Source organism: Paenibacillus curdlanolyticus YK9, from assembly GCF_000179615.1.
GTDB lineage: Bacteria > Bacillota > Bacilli > Paenibacillales > Paenibacillaceae > Paenibacillus_T > Paenibacillus_T curdlanolyticus.
In genome coordinates this window covers 180,716-201,538 of the sequence record NZ_AEDD01000003.1, presented here as the reverse complement: position 1 = coordinate 201,538, position 20,823 = coordinate 180,716, and the positions used below count along the sequence as shown (strand labels likewise).

The 20,823-nt window shown below is 53.5% G+C and carries 20 protein-coding genes; 11 read left to right on the top strand and 9 right to left on the bottom strand.

Annotated features, from left to right (window positions below):
- The first annotated feature begins 13 nt into the window (after positions 1–13).
- A complete protein-coding gene (locus PAECUDRAFT_RS06705) occupies positions 14–1,603 on the top strand; it encodes a DUF6382 domain-containing protein (protein ID WP_006037368.1) in 1,590 nt (529 codons plus the stop codon).
- Between the two features lie 6 nt (positions 1,604–1,609).
- On the opposite strand, the gene PAECUDRAFT_RS06700 is transcribed toward PAECUDRAFT_RS06705, so the two are convergent.
- The 3 genes from PAECUDRAFT_RS06700 to PAECUDRAFT_RS06690 form a co-directional block, all read right to left on the bottom strand.
- Positions 1,610–2,506, bottom strand: a complete 897-nt coding sequence (locus PAECUDRAFT_RS06700) for a TIGR01777 family oxidoreductase (protein WP_006037367.1) — start codon at positions 2,504–2,506, stop codon at positions 1,610–1,612.
- 47 nt (positions 2,507–2,553) lie between these two features.
- Positions 2,554–3,129 (bottom strand): hypothetical protein, encoded by a 576-nt coding sequence (locus tag PAECUDRAFT_RS06695; protein ID WP_006037366.1) that lies wholly within the window; start codon positions 3,127–3,129, stop codon positions 2,554–2,556.
- Between the two features lie 63 nt (positions 3,130–3,192).
- The gene (locus tag PAECUDRAFT_RS06690; protein ID WP_006037365.1) at positions 3,193–3,627 is read right to left on the bottom strand and encodes a DUF2621 domain-containing protein; all 435 of its coding nucleotides are present in this window, start codon (positions 3,625–3,627) and stop codon (positions 3,193–3,195) included.
- A gap of 99 nt (positions 3,628–3,726) precedes the next feature.
- On the opposite strand from PAECUDRAFT_RS06690, the gene PAECUDRAFT_RS06685 reads away from it, so the two are divergent.
- Together PAECUDRAFT_RS06685 and purU are read left to right on the top strand one after the other, a co-directional pair.
- Positions 3,727–4,854 (top strand): deoxyribonuclease IV, encoded by a 1,128-nt coding sequence (locus tag PAECUDRAFT_RS06685; protein WP_006037364.1) that lies wholly within the window; start codon positions 3,727–3,729, stop codon positions 4,852–4,854.
- A 35-nt stretch (positions 4,855–4,889) separates the two neighbouring features.
- Positions 4,890–5,789, top strand: a complete 900-nt coding sequence (gene purU, locus PAECUDRAFT_RS06680; RefSeq protein WP_006037363.1) for a formyltetrahydrofolate deformylase — start codon at positions 4,890–4,892, stop codon at positions 5,787–5,789.
- A 59-nt stretch (positions 5,790–5,848) separates the two neighbouring features.
- On the opposite strand, the gene PAECUDRAFT_RS06675 is transcribed toward purU, so the two are convergent.
- From PAECUDRAFT_RS06675 to bioA, 5 genes are read right to left on the bottom strand one after another with little or no spacing between them, the layout of a single operon-like run.
- On the bottom strand, positions 5,849–6,748 hold the full coding sequence (locus PAECUDRAFT_RS06675) for a methyltransferase (RefSeq protein ID WP_006037362.1): 900 nt from the start codon (positions 6,746–6,748) through the stop codon (positions 5,849–5,851).
- Positions 6,735–7,496, bottom strand: a complete 762-nt coding sequence (locus PAECUDRAFT_RS06670) for an alpha/beta fold hydrolase (protein WP_006037361.1) — start codon at positions 7,494–7,496, stop codon at positions 6,735–6,737. The genes PAECUDRAFT_RS06675 and PAECUDRAFT_RS06670 overlap by 14 nt, the downstream gene beginning before the upstream one ends.
- Positions 7,489–8,679, bottom strand: a complete 1,191-nt coding sequence (bioF, locus tag PAECUDRAFT_RS06665; protein WP_006037360.1) for an 8-amino-7-oxononanoate synthase — start codon at positions 8,677–8,679, stop codon at positions 7,489–7,491. Before bioF ends, PAECUDRAFT_RS06670 begins: the two co-directional genes overlap by 8 nt.
- Positions 8,676–9,485: a dethiobiotin synthase gene (gene bioD / locus PAECUDRAFT_RS06660; protein ID WP_407636289.1), complete on the bottom strand. Its 810-nt coding sequence runs from the start codon at positions 9,483–9,485 to the stop codon at positions 8,676–8,678. Before bioD ends, bioF begins: the two co-directional genes overlap by 4 nt.
- Positions 9,473–10,855 (bottom strand): adenosylmethionine--8-amino-7-oxononanoate transaminase, encoded by a 1,383-nt coding sequence (gene bioA / locus PAECUDRAFT_RS06655; protein WP_006037358.1) that lies wholly within the window; start codon positions 10,853–10,855, stop codon positions 9,473–9,475. The genes bioD and bioA overlap by 13 nt, the downstream gene beginning before the upstream one ends.
- Before the next feature lie 315 nt (positions 10,856–11,170).
- Between bioA and tkt the strand changes: the two genes are divergently transcribed.
- Together tkt and ppnP are read left to right on the top strand one after the other, a co-directional pair.
- Entirely contained in the window at positions 11,171–13,189 is a 2,019-nt protein-coding gene (tkt, locus tag PAECUDRAFT_RS06650; RefSeq protein ID WP_006037357.1) for a transketolase, read from the top strand.
- A gap of 119 nt (positions 13,190–13,308) precedes the next feature.
- Positions 13,309–13,626 (top strand): pyrimidine/purine nucleoside phosphorylase, encoded by a 318-nt coding sequence (gene ppnP, locus PAECUDRAFT_RS06645; RefSeq protein WP_006037356.1) that lies wholly within the window; start codon positions 13,309–13,311, stop codon positions 13,624–13,626.
- Positions 13,627–13,702: 76 nt separating this feature from the next.
- Here ppnP and PAECUDRAFT_RS06640 read toward each other — a convergent pair whose 3' ends face one another.
- A complete protein-coding gene (locus tag PAECUDRAFT_RS06640) occupies positions 13,703–14,593 on the bottom strand; it encodes an NAD(P)-dependent oxidoreductase (RefSeq protein ID WP_006037355.1) in 891 nt (296 codons plus the stop codon).
- Positions 14,594–14,693: 100 nt separating this feature from the next.
- Here PAECUDRAFT_RS06640 and PAECUDRAFT_RS06635 point away from each other — a divergent pair, with 100 nt between their 5' ends.
- From PAECUDRAFT_RS06635 to PAECUDRAFT_RS06610, 6 genes are all read left to right on the top strand, one after another.
- Positions 14,694–16,043 carry a glucose-6-phosphate isomerase gene (locus PAECUDRAFT_RS06635; RefSeq protein ID WP_006037354.1) on the top strand — a complete coding sequence of 450 codons (1,350 nt, stop codon included), beginning with the start codon at positions 14,694–14,696 and terminating at the stop codon, positions 16,041–16,043.
- Positions 16,043–16,675 carry a YigZ family protein gene (locus PAECUDRAFT_RS06630; RefSeq protein WP_006037353.1) on the top strand — a complete coding sequence of 211 codons (633 nt, stop codon included), beginning with the start codon at positions 16,043–16,045 and terminating at the stop codon, positions 16,673–16,675. Before PAECUDRAFT_RS06635 ends, PAECUDRAFT_RS06630 begins: the two co-directional genes overlap by 1 nt.
- A gap of 288 nt (positions 16,676–16,963) precedes the next feature.
- Positions 16,964–17,776: a sulfate ABC transporter permease subunit CysT gene (gene cysT / locus PAECUDRAFT_RS06625; protein ID WP_006037352.1), complete on the top strand. Its 813-nt coding sequence runs from the start codon at positions 16,964–16,966 to the stop codon at positions 17,774–17,776.
- Positions 17,776–18,573 (top strand): sulfate ABC transporter permease subunit, encoded by a 798-nt coding sequence (locus PAECUDRAFT_RS06620; protein ID WP_006037351.1) that lies wholly within the window; start codon positions 17,776–17,778, stop codon positions 18,571–18,573. Before cysT ends, PAECUDRAFT_RS06620 begins: the two co-directional genes overlap by 1 nt.
- 3 nt (positions 18,574–18,576) lie before the next feature.
- Positions 18,577–19,641 carry a sulfate/molybdate ABC transporter ATP-binding protein gene (locus PAECUDRAFT_RS06615; RefSeq protein WP_006037350.1) on the top strand — a complete coding sequence of 355 codons (1,065 nt, stop codon included), beginning with the start codon at positions 18,577–18,579 and terminating at the stop codon, positions 19,639–19,641.
- Positions 19,642–19,671: 30 nt separating this feature from the next.
- Positions 19,672–20,754, top strand: a complete 1,083-nt coding sequence (locus tag PAECUDRAFT_RS06610; RefSeq protein WP_006037349.1) for a sulfate ABC transporter substrate-binding protein — start codon at positions 19,672–19,674, stop codon at positions 20,752–20,754.
- The last annotated feature ends 69 nt before the right edge of the window (positions 20,755–20,823 follow it).

The following is a 20,823-nucleotide window of genomic DNA, read 5'->3' as shown; positions in this document are numbered from 1 at the left end:
GAGAAGGGGAAGCATGGATTCATTTCGAGTAGACTTTGCAATGGCTAGGGGGCATGAGCTTATTCTCGAACGAGAGTGTCCGATCAAGCGAGACGAGCTGGACGCTATGGAAATGCAAATGCTAAGAGGGAATCGGATTCCATTTCTGCTGCCCGTTGAATGGGCTGACATGGATGGGAATGTCTCTTTCCGATACGCGATCGAGGGAAGACGTATGCTTGCGCATCAGCTTCAGTTAAAACCGATGGGCATGAACGATTTTTATGTTTTTTTGCTCGCCGTTGCTGAAGCGTTGGATGAATGTAAATCGTATTTGCTGCGGCCGGAATGCTGTTTGCTTCGTGAGCCTTATTTATTCGTTGGGGACAAGTGGGAGGATGTTTCGCTGTTGTATGTACCGCTCATAGCATCTGCCGATCAAGAACGCCAGCCTGAAGGTGGAGCGGGAGGCTTTGCTTCGCTCGTCCTTCGACTAGCAGCGCATGTCCATAGCTTGGATGGGGACGGGCTCCAGTTGGTGCTGAAACAGCTTAACGACGGTCAGGGGGTTCGATCTGCTTTAAAGCGTACCTTGCTCTTGCTGCTAGGTGAAGGCGATCAGTCTGAAGAAGCAAGATCACCATTAACTGCTTCTCCAGTCATCCTAAACGATGAGCCAGCTGCGCGTGAGCTTTCCGTGCATCAGCCGCCGATTCAGCCAATTCCTCCATTACAGCAGAAATGGGAAAGCCCGATGGCATGGGGGAGTTCCGAACAGGATGCAGCGGGTGAGGGTGCGGAAGCAAGCGTGAACGCACCGGAATTGTCGCGATCACGATGGCTGTTGATTGCCGTTTGCTTTATTGTTGCTGCACTCTCTTGGAGGTATGGATATGCAGCAAACCCTTCGGAAGGAAGGTTACTGATGAGCGCCGGAGCAACGTTATGCATTGTGGCGGGAGGATGGGGTGTTTGGCGCCAGAAGCTGCGAAGGGTAAGCAGCGGGACAACAACGATTTTCGGAACTTCTTCGTTCGAACCGCATGAACAGAGTGTTCAGGAAGAACCGATGTACTGGCCGGATTCGCGCATGCTGGAAAATCGTTCGCTGTTCAACCAAGCTAGATCCGCTCCAATTCATGCTGGCAATCCTCCCGTCGATATGGATGTGCCCGTTGGTTCGGATGCTGCCGCGCCTCGGCAGAAGCGAAATCCACAACTTGCGAGCATCGTGCCAGATGCAACGGTATGGATGGGGAAAAGCGAAGGGAAAGCTGAAATGAGCCAGCAGGCTACTCCGCGATGGCAATTAGAAAGAAGTGCGGATGGCAGCAAGGATACGATCCATTTATCTTCGAAATTACAGCAACAATCAGCCGTGTTCCAAATTGGTCGGTTTGCGGAAAAGGTCGATTATGCAGATGCGCATTCAGGCATCTCTCGTGTGCATGTTGAGCTTGATGGAAATGTCGATGGGCTGATGGCCAAAGATATGGGCTCCCGCAACGGCACGACCTTAAACGGTAATCCAATGATCGCGTATAAAACATACAAGCTGCAGGACGGGGACGCCTTGCAGCTTGCGGGTAGCGGCGGGCCGGTTTACACGGTACGCCAGTTATGAGATTGATCATTGCTTCTGTGCAATAGCTGCCAGCGCTTCATGGATGGCAGGATAGCGGAATACGAAGCCAGCTTGTGTTGCTTGCTTCGGAAGCGCGCGTTGGCCTTCTAGCAGCAGCGATGACATTTCGCCGAATAGGATGCGAAAAGCAAATGCGGGTACAGGCAGCCAATGCGGACGATGGTAGGCTTTGCCCAGCGCTCTGCCGAACTCGTCATTCGTTACGGGCTGCGGCGCACAAGCGTTGATTGGCCCAGACAGCTGTTCATGATCAAGGCTGAACAGGATTAACCGGACCATGTCTTCGCGGTGGATCCATGATAACCACTGCTTGCCGCTGCCGACCTTTCCGCCGACGAACAGCTTATACGGCAGAGCCATAAGCGAGAACGCTTTGCCTGCCGCGTCCAGTACGACGCCCGTCCGGAGCTTAACGATCCGATCTGCAGGAATGCGGTCAGCGGCTGCCTCCCACTGCACAACAACATCGCTCAAAAAGTCTTGCCCGGGAGGACTAGATTCATCGACGATGCGCTCATCCGTTGAGCCATAGACGGATATCCCGGAAGCATTGACGACAACATGCGGCCGAACGGGCTGCGCAGCTGCAATAGCTGCAACATTCGAAGCCGCTTGCAGCCGCGAGTGTAAGATCTGCTGTTTGCCCTCGGTTGTCCAACGTCTGCTGATCGTCTCTCCAGCAAGATTCACGATTGCATCGAGCGTACCGAGGCGCACGGGATCGGCTGCCTCTTCCCATGTGAGGTAACTGACATGGTCCTGCTGCTTCGTCGCTTGCGGTATTGCCCGTGTAAGCACGATGACCTCGTCGCCGCGGGCGACTAATGCCTGGACGAGAGCTTGACCGATAAATCCAGTGCCTCCCGTAATCGCAATGCGCATCCTCTACACGCTCCTATGTTCCTTGCCCTCGTTAATTTGAGCTTTATTTAGTTGGAAGCCGCTACCTTGGTCAACCACAGCTGTTGGCCGCCATCGAGCGCTTTCTCCGTATACTCGAATTGAATTTTTGCGCCTTCTTCCAAATTCGACACTTGATCCGTGATGGATTCCTCGATCTGATAGACGACGGTTCCGTCCGCGGTAGTAATTTCTGCGGAATGCGAATCGGCTAATCCGTTGAAGGTGCCTGTTGCTTGCTTTACGGAAGCATCTCCCTGATCGGTAGATGCAGCATTCTGGCCTTCATCGGTGGAGGAGTCGGTCTTTTCCTCATTATTGGGCTCCTGCTCCGGCGTAGCCGTTCCTGTTTCCGTTGCTCCGGTGCCGCTTACTTCGTTATCGGAAGCTGTGCCAGCTGTATCGTTCGTTTCTGCTTTGTTGTCCGTCGTGTCCGTGCTCGAATCAGGGGTACCCGTGCCGGAAGTTTCAACCGAGCCATCGCTGAGCGGCTTGTTCGATGCGCCGCATGCGGCCGTTGTCATTAGTGCGGCGAGCAGAAGCGATGCGGCAATCGTTTTGACCGTTCGGCTTCGTCTGGACATATTGCGAATTGTAGCATTCATTATATTCCACCTCCTGGTGTATAACGTTTGTTTACCCCGCTGGGCTTTCGCCCAAACGGCATGCTATTTGTTCAATAGATGATTATAGGGGCTGTAGTCGATGCCTCGTTTATTCAAAAAGCTGATGAGACTTCGATAGTCGCGCTTCGGCGTTGCACGAATGTAGCCTTCGATGCAGTGGTCGCGTGAAACCTCTGACTGCCCATGCTCGATTGCAACCTGCGCGATACGCGCTGCGATCGTATGTCTGGCGATGTCGCGGAATGCGCTTGGAACAGGCGATACGAGCTCTTCCAGAAAAGCTTTGGAATCGTCGGTCCACATGCCGCGGCTACGCTCGACCCAATAATTTTGCCAATCGAGCTTCGATTTCCCGTCGCGCTTGGGTAACACTTTAAGAAATTTGCGGAACATGAAGAAGCCGCCGATCGCCATAAATCCGACCATGACGACAACCCAAAACATAATGAAATACATGAACCAGCTTTGTCCATTCATGGATTGTATTCACCTCGGTATGAATTATACCGTATTCCTAGATTTATTTCGATATTGCTTGTACAATAAGGGGTGATCAAAAGAAAGGGGCGTTTGCTCATGTTGAAAATAGGCTCCCACGTTTCATTTTCCGATAAAGGATTGCTGACGGCGGCGGAGGAAGCTGTATCTTATGGCTCCAGCACATTCATGATCTATACCGGCGCACCACAAAACACTCGCCGCAAACCAATCGAAACTTTATATATTGAAGAAGGGCGCGAAGCGATGCGTCAAGCCAACATTGGCGAGATCGTCGTTCACGCCCCTTATATCGTAAACCTAGGTTCGTATAAGGAAGACACTTTTGAGCTGGCTGTTCGATTCCTTCAGGAGGAGATCCGCAGGACGGACTATTTGGGCGTTCGAAACATTGTTCTTCACCCTGGCGCGTATACGGATAAAGATGCGGAGTACGGCATTAACCGCATCGCTGAAGGGCTGAACGAGGTTCTTGAAGGTACGAAGGAAACCAAGGTAAATATCGCGCTTGAAACGATGGCGGGCAAAGGCACGGAAATCGGCCGGAGCTTCGACGAGCTCGCGTCGATTATCGATAAAGTGCGTGACAATGAGCGCCTGACGGTTTGCATGGATACCTGCCATATTCATGATGCAGGCTATGACATCGTGAACGATCTGGACGGCGTGTTAGCGGAGTTCGATCGCATCGTCGGACTCGACCGTATCGCGGTTGTCCATCTGAACGATAGCAAGAATTCGCGTGGAGCAGGCAAAGACCGCCATGCGCCAGTCGGTGCAGGCTGGATTGGCTACGAGGGCATTCGCGGCGTCGTTCATCATGAAGCGCTTGCTGGTCGTCCATTCATTCTAGAGACGCCATGGATCGGCAAGAACGATAAGAAGGAACGTCCGATGTATGAAGCCGAGATCGCGCTCTTGCGCGGCGATGCTGCACAACGGTTCGGCGAATCGTACTTCGAGGACGTTGAGCGCCTGCATCGGTTCTTCGCGGAGCAATCGATCGAAGCGCGCCCGTACGTGTTGAACGTTTGGGATGTGCTCAAAAATGATGCGAAAGCGAAAAAAGCAGATCCGCGCGAGCCGATGGATCGCCTCTATGACCTCGTGCTTGAGCACGCGGTATTCCCGAATCATACCGAAGAGCAGATTAACCATCGCCTCATCGGCTGGTTTGCAGGTAAAGAAGCGCTCGTCAACGCTTAGTTGACATTAAGAGGACGGAAGGAAGTCGTAAAGTCATGCAACAACAATATCAACCTCAGCAATCGAAGCATCGTGGCGACAAAAGCAAACGGGCTCGCATGCTGATTTCATGCCCGGATCGTCCGGGCATTGTAGCCGCAGTATCTCATTTTCTGTATGAGCATGGGGCGAACATTGTTCAATCCGACCAATATACGATGGATCCGGAAGGCGGCATGTTCTTTATCCGCTTTGAATTCGATCTCAACGATCTCGAGCGGGAACTGCCAATCTTGCAAGAGGATTTCGTTCGCGTCGCGGATCGTTTTGATATGAAATGGCATACGTTCCGCGCAAGCCGCAAGAAGCGGATTGCGATCTTCGTTTCCAAAGAAGACCACTGTTTGCTGGAGCTGCTGTGGCAGTGGCAAGCGGGAGACCTCGATGCGGACATCGCGATGGTTGTGAGCAATCACAATGATATGCGTGAACTGGTGGAAGGCTTCGGCATTCCTTATCACCATATCCCGGTAACGCCGGAAACCAAGCCGGAAGCGGAGAAGAAGCAGATGGAGCTTGTTGCCGACAAGATTGATCTCATCGTGCTGGCACGGTACATGCAAATCATTCCGCAGAAGTTCATCGAGCAATTCCCGAACCGGATCATCAACATTCACCATTCGTTCTTGCCTGCATTCGTAGGCGGCAAGCCATACCAGCAAGCGTATAGCCGCGGTGTCAAAATCATTGGCGCTACTGCGCACTATGTGACCGAAGAGCTGGACGGCGGCCCGATCATCGAGCAGGACGTTCAACGCGTCAGCCATCGTGATAACGTCGATGATTTGAAGCGAATTGGCCGGACGATCGAGCGTGTCGTACTCGCGCGCGGCGTCAAATGGCATATCGAGGACCGGATGCTTGTTCACCAGAACAAGACGGTCGTGTTTAACTAGACGCAACAAAAAAAGAGGGTGAGCAAGGCATTATGCCGAAGCTCACCCTCTTTTGGCGTTTAATTCGAATGCTCATCTGGTTTGGCAATAAAAATCAGCACCTCGTAGGTAGCGGCAACGCCTTCACCTGAGGGAGCGGGGAAATGTTGTTCGTATGCTTTGAACATTTCACGGAACAAACGGCGCTGAATGCCTGCTGCAGGCGGCGAAGCGGCTTCGGCCTCCCCTGCCTCTGAAGCACCGGCTCCCACTGCCTTCACCGCATGCAAAAATGCAGCCGGCGTCGGGTGGAGCTCCGTTTCTTCATAAGAAGAGGCATGTACGACCTGCAGCCCAGCTTCCGCTAGCAGGGCAGTCCATTGCTCGATAGAGTGAAAGGTTAAACCATGATGCCGATAAGGCTGGTTTAACTTGGCATATGCCGCTTGAAAAGAAGCATGCAGCTCATGCATGGTTCGAGGGCCAAACGTAGCGAAGGCGAGAATGCCAGCCGGGGCAAGCAACTGCTGCAGGCTGCGAATCGTTTCAACAGGTCGATTGAACCATTGGAAGCAAGCATTGGAGGCGATTAGCGCATATGATGAATGCCATTCAGGCAGCAGGTCGCCTTGTTCGGCATTAGCCTCCACGAACCGGACGCGATCGAGCGTGTGCGGACAGCGCTTGTTGAGCTTGCCGCGGGCCGCCTCCAGCATGCCGGGGGCGAGATCCACCGCCGTTATGCGGCAGGAGGGAGGGAGCTGCTGGGCTAGTTGTAGGGTCAAGGCGCCGGTTCCGCACCCGATTTCTAAAATCTGAGGAGGCTGATTGCTCCCATCAGGCAATGTAAGCACAAAATGAGTTCGAAGCTCGGAGAGCAAGGCGTCGGCCATCCGAGGCTGGACCTTGGCGTTCGCATCATAACGGTGATCAGCGCTGCGATTAAACTGCGCCTTGATTTGCTTGTCAGAAGTTCGCATCAAGCCACCCCTCAATCCTCCGGGCAACTGCTTCAGGATCACTCAGAAACGGCGCATGGCCAGCCCCTTCGATCAAGAACAGTTCGGAATGCGGAACGTTGGCGTGGATGCCAAGGGATGCGGCGGCCGGACATATTGCATCGGCAGTTCCATGAATGAGCAGCACGGGGCACTGCAGCTTCGGCAGATCGGGCTCAAAATTTGTATGCAATAACAAGTCGAGTCCAGCATGAAGTGCATCGACAGACCAAGCTCCCACAGGCGAAAAGCCATCCGCAATGGCTAGTCCGCGGTCTGCGTCTGCTTCCGATAGAGCGAGCGCTCGAAATCCCGCCTCAACTTGCGGCCGATCGTGAACAAGCGCGGACTGCATACGCCGCAATTGGCGCGGGTCCCAGCCGCCAGATCGCTCGTGGTGGCTCAGGTTCCGATCGCGAACAAACCTCGCAGATGCAGACATGGAAACAACGGCATCCGCCAATCCTTCCATTGCAAGCCTCATCGCTAGCATGCCGCCAAGCGACCAGCCGATCGCGATCAGCTTCGTTCCAGATGTCAGCTCCGAACGAGCCTTCAACACAGCTTCCACTGCGCATGCATAGAGCTGTTCCTCCGTCGCAATTGAACAGAAATTAGCTTCATTATGTTTGGCTACAACAGACAAATGGGAGCGGAGCGGCGAGAATGCCTCGCAGGTAAAGCTCCAGCCCGGCAACCAAACCAAGGCGTATGGCATTTGATTATTCATCCGCAAACTCCGTTTCCATCGCGGTTCGTTTAATGACCCGAAGCGCCTCGTCCAGCTCCAGTTCGGAATGAGATGCCGACAGGGAAAATCGGATACGGGCGGTATGGTCGGGCACGGTAGGCGGCCGAATGGCAGACGCTAGAATGCGATGCTGTTCCAGCTGCTTGCTGAACCGCAGGGCAGAATCGCTGCTGCCGACGATGACAGGAATAATGGGGCAATCGGTCCGCCCGCTTGTGTTGATCCCGGCCTCGTCTAGCGAATGACGAAACTTTCGAGCGGCTGCACGGACGCGTTCCGCGCGCCAGCGTTCACGCTGGACAATGTGCAGCGAGCAAAGCGTTCCCGCAACGACAGAAGGCGGGAGCGCGGTAGAGTAGATGAGCGGCCGTGCTTTATTGACAAGCCATTTGCACAAAGCAGCTGAGCCGGCCACGTATGCGCCATAAACGCCGAACGATTTGCCGAATGTGCCGATATGGACATCGATGGCTGATGAAACGCCCAGCTCAGCAGCCAAGCCTTGGCCTCTCGGGCCATAAATGCCGCCGCTGTGCGCCTCGTCGACAATGAGGCCTGCGCCGTAGCGCTGCTTTAGCTCGACGAGCTCCGTCAAAGGCGCTGCATCGCCGTCCATGGAAAAAATCGCGTCCGTAACGATCCAAATCCGTCTTGCATCGCGATGTTTGACCAGCAGGCTTTCGAGATGCTCAAGATCAAGATGGCGGTAACGTACATGCTCCGCCCGGCTGAGCTGAATGCCGTCGACAATGCTGGCATGGTTCAGCCGATCGCTTAATACGACATCGCCACGCCCGGCTAAGGCGGCGATGGTACCGAGATTGCACATGTAGCCATTGCCGAAAACAAGGGCAGCTTCGCAGCCATGCCATCCAGCTAATGCAGCTTCAAGCCTTGCATAGGGAGCGCTGCTGCCGGTAATGAGCCTGGACGCGCCAGCTCCTACGCCATCGGCCTGAAGCGACTCTATCATAGCTGCCGCGATATCCGGATGCTGCGATAGCCCAAGATAGTCGTTGGCTGACATATTTAACAACGAATGGCCGTCGCGCATCAAATGTCCTGCCGCGCCGTTTGCGGCCTGCGTGGTCGTGATTTTTCGGAATTGCGATTGGTGTTTAAGCTGCTCCAGCTGCTCAGCCATCCACTGTTGATCCATCATGACCAATCGGCACCTCCAGCAGCGGGGGCCATAGGCAAGGCGGCTTTCAGCGCCGATAGATCGAGCGCCTTCCGCGTTCTTTCTGCCAGCTGCGCCGGAGAATGTTCAGGCAGTCCTCTCGGCAGCGTCCCCCACACGGGAATTCCGCTGTATTGTTCGATCAGCGCGGCATTGCCGTTTACGCTTGGATCATCACATGAGCTCGTTGCTGTCGCAGCGCCATCATTAAGCACGACGCCTGCAATAGTGACGCCCATGCTGCGCAGCTTATCGATCGTAAGCAGCGTATGGTTTACGGTGCCGAGGCCTGATCGAGCGACAATAAGAGCAGGCATACCTAATTTTACGATCAAATCGGCAACGAGCTCCTTCTCCGTAAGGGGAACAGCTGCGCCTCCAGCGCCTTCGACCAGCATGGTGCCATATCGTTGAAACAGCGGAATCGCTGAGGCGATGACCGCTTCTATTGTTAGCCGAACGCCGGCGAGGCGAGCCGCAACGGCCGGGGCCAGCGGGGCTTCGAACGTATAGGCGCAAAGCTCTTCTGGCGCGTCGGTTAATCCCGCAGCTTGGACAAGCCTCTCGGCATCGGTGCGTCCCGCACCCATACGTTCACCGGATTGGACGGGCTTCCAGACGCCGACTTCCTTTGACAGCCCCGGCCTCTCAGCACGCAGGACGGCAGCAAGCGCAGCGGTCACGATCGTTTTGCCAACGCCGGTATCCGTTCCCGTTATGAATAGGCCGTTTTGGTGGGGAAGGGGGGCATTGGACGTGCTGCCGCTATTACTGCTCAAGGACGCCACCCGCCTTCAGTAACATCGATGATCGCTTGGATCAAAATGCCGCACATGGCCTCCAGCTCTTCGTTTGTGCTGACAAGCGGAGGGATAAACACAACAACATTGCCAAGCGGCCTCGTCAGCATGCCTAAATCGCGTGCGCGGCGGCATACCAACATACCGATCCTCTCATTCCAATGATAAGCCGTTTTGGATTGTTTATCGGCCACGAGCTCAATACCGATCATGAGGCCTTGCTGGCGAATTTCGCCTACGTGAGGCCGGTCCAGCAATGGGGCAAGGCGATCAGCGACCAGCTGCCCTTTTTCTTCGACCGACTCCACGATGCGCCGCTCGCGCATTAGCCTCAAGCTCTCTAACGCGACCGCGCAGCCAAGCGGATTTCCTGTGAAGGAGTGCCCGTGGAAGAAAGTTTTCTGCTCCTCGTAATCCGCATAAAACGCGTTGTATACCTCATGGGTAGCAAGCGTTGCCGCAACGGGCAAATAGCCGCCGGTAAGTCCTTTGCCAACGACCATAATATCAGGAGAAACGCCCTCATGATCGCACGCGAACATGCGCCCCGTACGTCCAAAGCCCGTCGCGACTTCGTCTGCGATAAGCAGGACATCATACGCGCGGCATAGCTTTGCTATTGCGGTCAGGCAGCCGGGCGGCATAAGGATGATGCCGCTTGCCCCTTGCACGAGCGGCTCTACAATAAGAGCCGCAATCTCAGAAGCATGCTCTTTCAGCGTTTGCTCCAGCTGCGCCAGCGTCTCGGCAAGCGCCCCTTCGGCGCCGCCTTCATGGTGATAGCTGTTCGGATAAGGAACGGTAAACGAAGGGAATAAGAGCGGCCGAAACACCTCATGATAGAGCGGAATAGCGCCTACGCTGACAGCGCCGATTGTGTCGCCATGATAAGCTTCCCGCATCGTGACGAAAGAGGTTTTGCCGGCAATGCCGCGATTGCGCCAATATTGATAGGCCATTTTTAGCCCGATCTCAACGCCGGTCGAACCGGAATCAGAGTAAAATACTTTCGTTAAGCCGGCAGGCGAAATGTGTGCCAGCTCCGCGGCCAATTGAATGGAAGGGACATTGGCCATGCCAAGCAGCGTCGAATGCGCGACACGCCCCATTTGAGCTGCAATAGCAGCATTTAATTCCGGTACGTTGTGCCCATGAACGTTTAGCCATACGGAGGAGAAGCCGTCGTAATAGGAACGCCCTTGAAGATCGTATAGCATAATGCCCTCACCACGCTCAATGATGAGGGAAGGCTCTTCGTTGTATTGTTTCATTTGAGTAAACGGATGCCAGACATGGTTTTGGTCCAGCTCAACAAGCTGCTCGTATGTACCTGTCGGCACGGATGGAGATTGTTTCATTCCGATCATCTCCTTCAGTATTTGTTAACCTTAACTTTGTCGATAGTGGTTAACATATAAAATCGTTGCCATTGTAGCAAACAAGCGCATTTGTGTAAAGATGCCGGAACGTGGGTATCGTAAAGTGGAGCGCGAGAGGGCGAGTAAAAGTTTTTTTTATAGTTCATATCAGTTTTCGTAATCACTTTAGTTATGGTAATGACCCTTGGAGAGTGGTACAATATTTCAAAGCCATTGCGCACGCTATTTCTACGCGCATTATCCGATATAGAGAGATAACAGGCATTATATTTGGCAATTAGGAGGAATTACGCAATGACAGTTACGCAAAAGTCCATCGAACAGCTTTCGATCGATACGATTCGCACGCTGGCAATTGATGCGATCGAGAAAGCGAAATCGGGCCACCCAGGCATGCCGATGGGCGCCGCTCCAATGGGCTATCAATTGTTTGCAAAAACGATGGTTCACAATCCGTCCAACCCGGCTTGGATCAACCGGGACCGTTTTGTCCTGTCCGCAGGTCACGGTTCGATGCTGCTTTACAGCCTTCTTCACCTGTCCGGCTACGGTCTTACGATCGATGATCTGAAATCCTTCCGCCAATGGGGTTCCAAAACGCCAGGGCATCCAGAGTTCGGCCACACGGCAGGCGTAGACGCTACGACAGGACCGCTCGGCCAAGGTATTGCGATGGCTGTCGGTATGGCGATGGCTGAAGCGCAGCTCGGCGCGACGTACAATAAAGAAGGCTTCAAAGTTGTTGATCATTACACGTACTCGATCTGCGGCGACGGCGACCTCATGGAAGGCATCTCCCATGAAGCGGCTTCCCTTGCAGGCCACTTGCAGCTTGGCAAGCTCGTAGTCCTGTATGATTCCAACGACATCACGCTTGATGGTGAATTGAGCTTGTCCTACTCCGAGACGGTTCAAAAACGTTTCGAGGGCTACGGCTGGCAAGTTCTTCACGTAACGGACGGCAACGATCTCGAAGCGTTGACCAAAGCGATCGCAGAAGCGAAAGCCGACCTGTCCAAACCGACGCTGATCGAAGTGAAAACGGTTATCGGCTACGGCAGCCCGAACAAAGGCGGCAAAGGTGGACATGCAGGTCCTCACGGCTCCCCGCTGGGCGCTGACGAGACTGTGCTGACGAAGCAGTTCTACAACTGGGAGCATGAGCCGTTCACGGTTCCAGCTGAAGTTGCAGCTCACTTCGCAGACTTGAAGAAAACTGGCGAACAAGCGAACGCAGCTTGGGAAGCTAACTTTGCTGAGTACAAAAAAGCTTTCCCTGAGCTTGCAGCTCAATTCGAAACAGCAAGCTCCGGCAACCTGCCTGAGGGCTGGGATGCTGATCTTCCTGTCTACACGACGGAAGACAAGCCAGTATCGACGCGTGTTGCTTCCGGCAACGCACTGAACGGCTTGGCTAAAAACGTGCCAAACCTCGTGGGCGGTTCCGCTGACCTCGAAGGTTCGACAATGACGCATCTCAAAGGCCTTCCAATGTACAAAGCTGGACAATACGACGGCCGCAACATTTACTTCGGCGTTCGTGAGTTCGCTATGGCTGCAGCAATGAATGGTATCACGCTGCATAACGGCCTGAAAGTATACGGCGGTACGTTCTTCGTATTCACAGACTACCTGCGTCCAGCAGTTCGTCTGTCCGCACTGATGAAGCTGCCGGTTACTTACGTGCTGACGCATGACTCCATCGCTGTAGGCGAAGACGGCCCTACGCATGAACCGATCGAGCAGCTCGCTTCGCTGCGCATCATTCCGGACCTGACGGTTATCCGTCCAGCTGACGGCAATGAAACGTCTGCAGCATGGGCTTATGCGCTCGAAAACAAATCGAACCCGGTAGCGCTCGTTCTGACGCGTCAGAACCTGCCGATCCTCGCTGGCGCTGTCAACAACGCTCGCGAAGGCATCAAACGCGGTGCTTACGTTGTATCCGATGCAGCAAACGGCCAACCGGTTGCACAAATCCTTGCAACGGGTTCGGAAGTTCAACTGGCGGTAGCAGCTCAAGAAGCGCTGGCGGCAGAAGGCATCCAGGTTCGCGTTATCAGCATGCCAAGCTGGGATCTGTTCGACAAGCAATCGCAAGAGTACAAAGACTCCGTATTGCTTCCTAACGTTAAAGCTCGCCTCGCGGTTGAGATGGCTCATCCATTCGGTTGGGATCGTTTCGTTGGCGACCAAGGCGCAGTACTCGGCATCAACACGTTCGGTGCATCCGCACCTGGCGACCGCGTTATCGCGGAGTATGGCTTCACGGTTGAAAATGTGGTCAGCAAGGTTAAAGGCCTGCTGAAATAATAGTCTTACGGCTCTAGCATAAGGCGCTGCGCTTCCCGCGCCGCGCCTTTGCTATGCCTGATTATACGGCTGAATAGCCGCATTCTTTTTATTATTTTGCTTATGAGGAGCTGTCCATCATGTCCCAATTTCAAGGCGTATCGGTCGTAAAGAAAGCAAATGTTTATTTTGACGGTAAAGTAACGAGCCGTGCAGTTGTATTCGAAGACGGCACGACAAAAACGCTTGGCATCATGCTGCCAGGCGATTATGAGTTCGGCACGGATACGAAAGAAATTATGGAAATCCAAGCGGGCGACCTGAAAGTGCTGCTGCCAGGCGAAACGGAATGGGTTCATATTCAAGGCGAAGGCGAGTTCGTTGTGCCAGCAAACGCTAAATTCAAGCTTCAAGTGTCGGCAGTAACGGATTACATCTGCTCGTACATTAAAGAATAATTACATCTGCGCGCAACAATAAGCTGTCCGAAGGGGCAGCTTATTGTGCAGCATTTGTAGTTGTCGGAATAGCGGATTAACCGTTAATCGTACGGCCGATCCACTGCTCGTATACCTTTGCGACGGCTGATAAATCAAGCTCGCCGAGCCCGGAGGCTTGGCCTGCTTGATACAAGCTCTTGGATGCTTCCAGCAGCGGGGTAGGAACGCCAAGCTGGTCGGACAAGACGGACGATAGTCGCAAGTCCTTGAGCATCAAAGCGAGTGCAAATTGGACGCTGTAGTCCTGCTCCAACAGCTTCGCGCCTTTCAGTTCTGCTGCTTTGCTTGCGGCCCCGCCGGATTGGACGAGCTCGAGGAATGACTCGCCGTCGATGCCGCCCTTAGCGGCGATTGCGAAGCCTTCCATAAGGGCGGCGGTATTGATGCCGACAATCGTGTTATGGGCGAGCTTGGCTACCGCGCCGCTGCCGCTAGGTCCCATCGATATCACTTTGCGGCCCATGGCGAGCAGGACAGGCTCGATAGCTTGAGCGGCATGAGCATCGCCGCCGACCATGAAGACAAGCGAACCGGCTTCGGCGGCAGGCTTGCTGCCGGTGACCGGCGCATCCAGGAAGATCGCGCCGCGAGCTTCGGCATCCTTGGCTAGCCTGCGCGCTAATTCCGGTGAGATGGTGCTGCTGTCTACAATGACCGTGCCGGCGGCAACGCCTGCGAATACGCCATTCTCTCCATCATACACATCGCGGATGGAGTCATCATTGCTGACCATCGTAATGACAACTTCGCGTCCGCGCGATGCTTCGGCTGGGGAAGAGGCAGTACGGGCGCCCAAAGCGCGAAGCTCCTCCGATTTGGCGGACGTCCGGTTATAGACGGTTACGTCGAAGCCTTTGTTCAGAAGATTCGACGCCATCGCGAAGCCCATTGTTCCAAGGCCGATAAAGCCTACTGTTGTCGTCATCGATATTCCTGCTTTCGATTTGGATTTTGCATTATTGTATCACATTCGGCGCCTGTTGAAGGACAGCCGGGGATCAACTACATATTAGGGAGGCTTTATCATGAGCAAAACTGTTCAGTTTGACTATAGCAAAGCTTTGCAATTCGTTGGCCAGCACGAAGTGGAGTATTTCGCAAGCCAGGTTCAAGCCGCACATGACCAACTTCACAACGGCACAGGTGCCGGTTCTGACTATTTGGGTTGGATCAACCTTCCGACTGAGTATGACAAAGAAGAGTTCGCGCGCATCAAGCAAGCGGCTGCGAAAGTGCAATCCGATTCCGAAGTGCTGATCGTTATCGGCATCGGCGGCTCGTACCTCGGCGCTCGCGCTGCGATCGAAATGCTGTCCAACTCGTTCTATAACGTGCAGCCTGACGCACAGCGCAAAACGCCGCAAATTTTCTTCGCAGGCAACAATATCAGCTCGACGTATGTGACGCATTTGCTGCAATTGCTTGAAGGACGCAACTGGTCGATTAACGTCATTTCCAAATCCGGCACAACGACGGAGCCGGCAATCGCGTTCCGTATTTTCAAAGATGCATTGGAGAAAAAATACGGCAAAGCGGAAGCGCGCAAGCGTATTTATGCGACGACGGACAGCTCCAAAGGCGCTTTGAAAAAGCTCGCAACAGAAGAAGGCTATGAATCGTTCGTCATTCCAGACGACGTGGGCGGCCGTTATTCCGTTCTGACTGCTGTAGGCTTGCTGCCAATCGCTGTTGCAGGCATTGATGTTGACGCAATGATGAAAGGCGCAGCGGATGCTTCCGCAGCTTACAGCAACCCGAACCTTGCAGAAAACGAAGCTTACCAATACGCAGCTGTGCGCAATGCGCTGTACCGCAAAGGCAAAGTAACGGAAATTCTCGTGAACTACGAGCCGTCGCTTCACTTCGTATCGGAATGGTGGAAGCAGCTGTTCGGCGAGAGCGAAGGCAAAGACTACAAAGGCATCTACCCTGCATCCGTAGACTTCTCGACTGACCTGCACTCCATGGGCCAATTCATCCAAGAGGGCAACCGGAACATCTTCGAGACAGTTATCCAAGTGAAAGAAGTAGCGGAGCATATCACGATCCAGCAGGACGCTGACGACCTCGACGGCTTGAACTTCCTGACTGGCAAAACGTTGGACTTCGTGAACAAAAAAGCGTTCGAAGGCACGCTGCTTGCGCATACGGACGGCCAAGTGCCGAACTTGATCGTAAACATCGCCGACATGACGCCGTACACGTTTGGCTATCTGGTATACTTCTTCGAAAAAGCTTGCGGCATCAGCGGTTACCTGCTGGGCGTAAATCCATTTGACCAACCGGGCGTAGAAGCTTACAAGAAAAACATGTTCGCGTTGCTAGGCAAACCGGGCTACGAGAAAGAAAAAGCGGAGCTTGAAGCGCGCCTGTAATGCAGCATCGATATAAAACGTTACGCCGCGAAGGCGATAAGGAAATCGTTATTCGCAAGTCGCGGTTTATCGGATATGGAACGCCGGTCGCTTCCGAGGAGGAAGCGATCGCGTTCATCGAACGGATCAAGAAGCTGCATCGCCAAGCAACGCATAACTGCTCGGCTTATGTCATTGGCGAGCGCGACGAGATTCAGAAAGCGTCCGATGACGGCGAGCCAAGCGGCACCGCTGGCAAGCCGATTCTCGAGGTCATCAAAAACCAAGGGCTCAAAAACGTGGCAATCGTCGTAACGCGCTACTTCGGCGGCATTATGCTGGGGGCTGGCGGCCTGATCCGCGCTTATACCGATGGCGCAGTCGCCGCGACAGAGGCGGGCGAAGCGATCGTTAACGTCCTGCATCGGGAAGTGTTCGTTGATGTCGATTATACGTGGTATGGCAAGCTTGAGAATGAGCTGCATGCTCGGCAATATCGGGTTGAGGACACGTCGTTTACCGATCGGGTAACCGTCACCTGCCTGCCGCTGGAGGCAGAGGGCGACGCCTTCATCGATTGGATGACGGATTTGACCCAAGGCCAGGCGGTTATCGAGAAGGGCGAAGCGGTTTATCGCGTCGAAGGCGAGTAATGGTAAAATGGATAGACTCATTAACAATAGGTAATAATGATGAAACATAGAGTAAGGCTGTTCCAATTCGCATGATGCGACTTCTGGAACAGCCTTTATTTTTGTTATAATAGTTGGAATATGCCCAATTCTAATAATGGAGCGATAATTTCGTAATAAATGGATTGACGGAGCGACCATGCTTCTGCTACATTAGGAATACCAAGTACTTTAATAGGAATTATCTGCGCTTACTTGCTTTACAATGCCCTGCGGCTCGAGCCGATGGTCTGGAGGTCTATTACACAGATGAATTTTATGTTCCGCAACCGATGGTGGAGCTTTGGGTTCCGAAGCACAATTATGCTGTATTTTGTCGTATTGATCATCGTCCCCATTATCGGCATTTATTCGCAATCATTCTCGCTAGGCTGGAAGCCATTCTATGAGAGCATCTCCGATCCGTTGGCGTGGAAAGCCGTATTGCTAACCGTGAAGCTCGCATTCATAGCAGCCCTCATCAATGTCATTGTCGGCACGATGATCAGTTGGACCTTAAATAAGTACAAATTCCCTGGCAGAAGGCTTTTAAACAGCCTCGTGGATTTGCCTTTCGCGCTGCCAACAGCGGTAGGCGGGCTGATGATTTTACTGCTGCTAGGACCGAACAGCACGGTTGGCAGCATTGCGAATTGGTTCGGCTTTGAGATTGTATTCCACGAGCCGGCCATCGTTATCGCTATGGTGTTCGTGACGTTCCCATTCGTCATTCGAGCCATTCAGCCCTTGTTGGAGGAAATGGACAAATCCGAGGAGGAGGCAGCTTATACGCTAGGCGCCACCAAGTCGAGAACGTTCTTCCAGATTATTTTTCCATCGATGCTGCCAGGCGTTCTGAGCGGAAGCATGCTCGCATTCTCGCGGGCGCTTGCTGAATTCGGAGCCGTCGTTCTCGTAGCGGGCAACATCCCGGGCAAGACGCTTATTGCATCGGTCTACATCTACGGCGAGATCGAGAGCGATAATCCGCAAGGCGCTGCAGCCGTATCGATTATTCTGTTAACCTTCTCCTTCCTCATCCTATGGATTGTAAGCAGAGTCCAAGCGAGGAGGAACGGCTAATGAAGAAAGTATGGATACCACTCACTTATATCATTTTTACAATACTCATCATCATTCCGCTAGCACGCATCTTCACAGGCGCTTGGAGCGACGGATGGCAAGGTTTCTCCAATGCGCTTAGCAGACCGGAGGCGATCCATGCGCTGCTTATGACAGGGCTCATCACCGTCGTCGTCACGATCATTAATACGATATTCGGCGTTATGCTATCGCTTTATCTTGTCCGAGCGGGCTGGATTCCGAACAAGCTGAAGCAACTGCTGAACAGCCTTCTGGATTTGCCGTTCGCCGTATCGCCGATTATCGGCGGACTCATGATCGTCCTGCTGCTTGGCCCGAATACGGCGATCGGCTCTTTATTGGATGATGCGGGCATCAAAATCGTTTATGCTTTCCCAGGCATGGTTATCGCGACGCTGTTCGTCACATTCCCGATGATGGTTCGCGAGATTATGCCGGTTCTACAGGAAATTGGCACCTCCCAAGAGGAGGCCGCTTCGACGCTGGGCGCTTTTGCGTGGTATACGTTTTGGAAGGTGACCTGGCCAGCCATTCGTTGGGGCGTTATCTATGGCGTCGTTCTGACGGTTGCGCGATGTCTAGGCGAGTTCGGCGCAGTACTTGTTGTATCGGGCAACATCATTAACAAAACGCAAACGGCAACGACGCTCGTTTATCAAGATGTCGAAAACTTTAACGTAACTGCGGCGAACGGCGTTGCGCTCGTATTGGCGGCCGTATCCGTCGGATTGCTTCTGCTCATGGAATGGGCGAAGAAACGAAAGGAAGTGCATTAGGCCATGCATATTGAGGTTCGGAATTTAAATAAGCAGTTCGGCGATTTTCACGCGGTGCGCGACGTTAGCTTTACGATCGAAAAAGGGCATCTCATCGGCTTGCTCGGACCGAGCGGCGGCGGCAAAACGTCCATTCTTCGGATGCTTGCTGGCCTGGAGACGCCGACCTCTGGCGATATCGAGTTTCTCGGCAAGCGCGTAAACGAACTTCCGCCGCAAGAGCGGGGGATCGGGTTTGTATTCCAGAACTATGCGTTGTTCAAGCATATGACGGTATTCGATAACATTGCTTTCGGTCTGAAAATTAAAAAGCAATCCAAAGAGCAGATTCGCAATCGCGTAATGGAGCTCGTAGAGCTAACGGGGCTCAAAGGCTTTGAGCATCGTTATCCGCATCAGCTGTCGGGCGGTCAACGTCAGCGTGTGGCGTTCGCTCGGGCGCTTGCGCCGGAGCCGCAGCTGCTGCTGCTCGATGAGCCTTTCGCAGCAATCGATGCGAAAATTCGCGGCGAGCTTCGGACATGGCTCAAGGAGCTTATCGAGCGCGTAGGCATTACGTCGATCTTCGTTACGCATGACCAGGAGGAAGCAATCGAGGTTGCGGACGAAATCATGATCATTAATAAAGGGCAGCTCGAGCAAAAAGGGTCGCCGTGGGATATTTATAAAAGCCCGGAAACGCCATTCGTGGCAGGCTTTATCGGAGAGTCGACGATTATCGAGAACATTGGCGAGATTCGCGGCTTCGAGAATGCGAACGGCTGGTCAGGGACGAAAGCGCTGATCCGTCCGGAATATATCGAGATCGGCAAGCCAGGCGAGATTCGCCTTGCATCCGCGGCGATGAACGGCCGCGTGAAGCATTTGCATTTCCGCGGCAGCGAATGGATGGTAGAGATCGAGGTTGGCGCAGCCAAGCTGATCACGTATCGTTCGTTGGAGAAGGATGCGCTGCATCCTGGCGAGGAAGTGAACGTGCTTGTGCATCGTGCGTATATGTTCAACGATTCCGACAGCTGGATCATGGAGAACAAGCTGAAGGAAGATCCAATGCCGATTCATATTTAAACTACTTGAAAACGGTCAGGTGCTAATATCATGCTGAAATGGATAGTAACGCGAGCTACCCGGCATCGGGCGCGCGCGGCGTTCCTGTTGACTGGAGCCTTGCTCCTGATGCTGTCCGCCTGCGGCGATGCTGCCGAGAGCCAGAATGAAACGCAGCCCGTAAAAGCAAACAACGGAGAGGTCACGCTAGTCATTGGCGCCTATTCCGTTGTAAAGGATGCATTCGGGGACTTGCTGCCGGCATTCCAGAAGTATTGGTTGGAGAAGACAGGGCAGAAAGTCGTGTTCCAAGAATCGTACGAGGCGTCAGGCACGCAAGCGCGCGCAATCGTAGGCGGATTCGAAGCAGACGTAGCGGCGTTAGCGATGCAGAGCGATGTCGAGAAAATTCAGAAAGCCGGACTCATTACGTATGATTGGTCAAATACGGAAACGAAGGGCATGATGACGAACTCGCTCGTTGTGCTAGGTACGCGGGACGGCAACCCGAAAGGGATACACGGCTGGGAGGACTTGACCCGTAAAGGCGTGAAGGTGCTCTATCCGAATCCCAAAACATCGGGCGGCGCGCAATGGGATATTAACGCGATCTATGGCGCCGGCTTGAAAAAGTCGGAGCAAGAGACTGGCGCGAAGGACCCTGAATACGCAAAGCAATTTTTGAAGGATATTCATGCGAATATCGAGTCGCTGGACAAAAGCGGCCGTGCCTCGATGGCGGCGTTCGAATATGGCGTCGGCGATGTGATTGTCACCTACGAGAACGAGCTGCGTGCACGAATTAAGCAAGGCGTGCCTTACACGATCGTAGTGCCTGAAAGCACGATTCTGATTGAGAATCCGGTTGCGGTTGTCGATAAGAATGCAGCAAAGCATGGCGTGAAGGAAGTTGCGCAGGCATTCGTCGATTATTTGGTTACGGATGATGCACAGCGTACATTATCGGAATACGGCTTCCGCCCGGTGAATAAGAAGGTCGCGGAAGAGACGAAAGCGGAATTCATTCAACCGGCTCAATTGTTTGATATTCAATACTTGGGCGGATGGAAGCAAGTCCGCGAGACGCTTTACTCTAAGAAGGGCGTCTGGTATCAAGTGCTGGCAGGGATTTAGACGTAATTATTAATAAATGAATGAAAGCTCTAATACAGGCGATTTCGCCGGTATTAGAGCTTTTTTTGT

What these genes read in the sequence shown, in the direction of transcription:
- PAECUDRAFT_RS06705 (WP_006037368.1), top strand. Translation starts at nt 14, where the DNA reads ATGGATTCATTTCGAGTAGACTTTGCAATGGCTAGGGGGCATGAGCTT.
- PAECUDRAFT_RS06700 (WP_006037367.1), bottom strand. Translation starts at nt 2,506, where the DNA reads ATGCGCATTGCGATTACGGGAGGCACTGGATTTATCGGTCAAGCTCTC.
- PAECUDRAFT_RS06695 (WP_006037366.1), bottom strand. Translation starts at nt 3,129, where the DNA reads ATGAATGCTACAATTCGCAATATGTCCAGACGAAGCCGAACGGTCAAA.
- PAECUDRAFT_RS06690 (WP_006037365.1), bottom strand. Translation starts at nt 3,627, where the DNA reads ATGAATGGACAAAGCTGGTTCATGTATTTCATTATGTTTTGGGTTGTC.
- PAECUDRAFT_RS06685 (WP_006037364.1), top strand. Translation starts at nt 3,727, where the DNA reads ATGTTGAAAATAGGCTCCCACGTTTCATTTTCCGATAAAGGATTGCTG.
- purU (WP_006037363.1), top strand. Translation starts at nt 4,890, where the DNA reads ATGCAACAACAATATCAACCTCAGCAATCGAAGCATCGTGGCGACAAA.
- PAECUDRAFT_RS06675 (WP_006037362.1), bottom strand. Translation starts at nt 6,748, where the DNA reads ATGCGAACTTCTGACAAGCAAATCAAGGCGCAGTTTAATCGCAGCGCT.
- PAECUDRAFT_RS06670 (WP_006037361.1), bottom strand. Translation starts at nt 7,496, where the DNA reads ATGAATAATCAAATGCCATACGCCTTGGTTTGGTTGCCGGGCTGGAGC.
- bioF (WP_006037360.1), bottom strand. Translation starts at nt 8,679, where the DNA reads ATGATGGATCAACAGTGGATGGCTGAGCAGCTGGAGCAGCTTAAACAC.
- bioA (WP_006037358.1), bottom strand. Translation starts at nt 10,855, where the DNA reads ATGAAACAATCTCCATCCGTGCCGACAGGTACATACGAGCAGCTTGTT.
- tkt (WP_006037357.1), top strand. Translation starts at nt 11,171, where the DNA reads ATGACAGTTACGCAAAAGTCCATCGAACAGCTTTCGATCGATACGATT.
- ppnP (WP_006037356.1), top strand. Translation starts at nt 13,309, where the DNA reads ATGTCCCAATTTCAAGGCGTATCGGTCGTAAAGAAAGCAAATGTTTAT.
- PAECUDRAFT_RS06640 (WP_006037355.1), bottom strand. Translation starts at nt 14,593, where the DNA reads ATGACGACAACAGTAGGCTTTATCGGCCTTGGAACAATGGGCTTCGCG.
- PAECUDRAFT_RS06635 (WP_006037354.1), top strand. Translation starts at nt 14,694, where the DNA reads ATGAGCAAAACTGTTCAGTTTGACTATAGCAAAGCTTTGCAATTCGTT.
- PAECUDRAFT_RS06630 (WP_006037353.1), top strand. Translation starts at nt 16,043, where the DNA reads ATGCAGCATCGATATAAAACGTTACGCCGCGAAGGCGATAAGGAAATC.
- cysT (WP_006037352.1), top strand. Translation starts at nt 16,964, where the DNA reads ATGAATTTTATGTTCCGCAACCGATGGTGGAGCTTTGGGTTCCGAAGC.
- PAECUDRAFT_RS06620 (WP_006037351.1), top strand. Translation starts at nt 17,776, where the DNA reads ATGAAGAAAGTATGGATACCACTCACTTATATCATTTTTACAATACTC.
- PAECUDRAFT_RS06615 (WP_006037350.1), top strand. Translation starts at nt 18,577, where the DNA reads ATGCATATTGAGGTTCGGAATTTAAATAAGCAGTTCGGCGATTTTCAC.
- PAECUDRAFT_RS06610 (WP_006037349.1), top strand. Translation starts at nt 19,672, where the DNA reads ATGCTGAAATGGATAGTAACGCGAGCTACCCGGCATCGGGCGCGCGCG.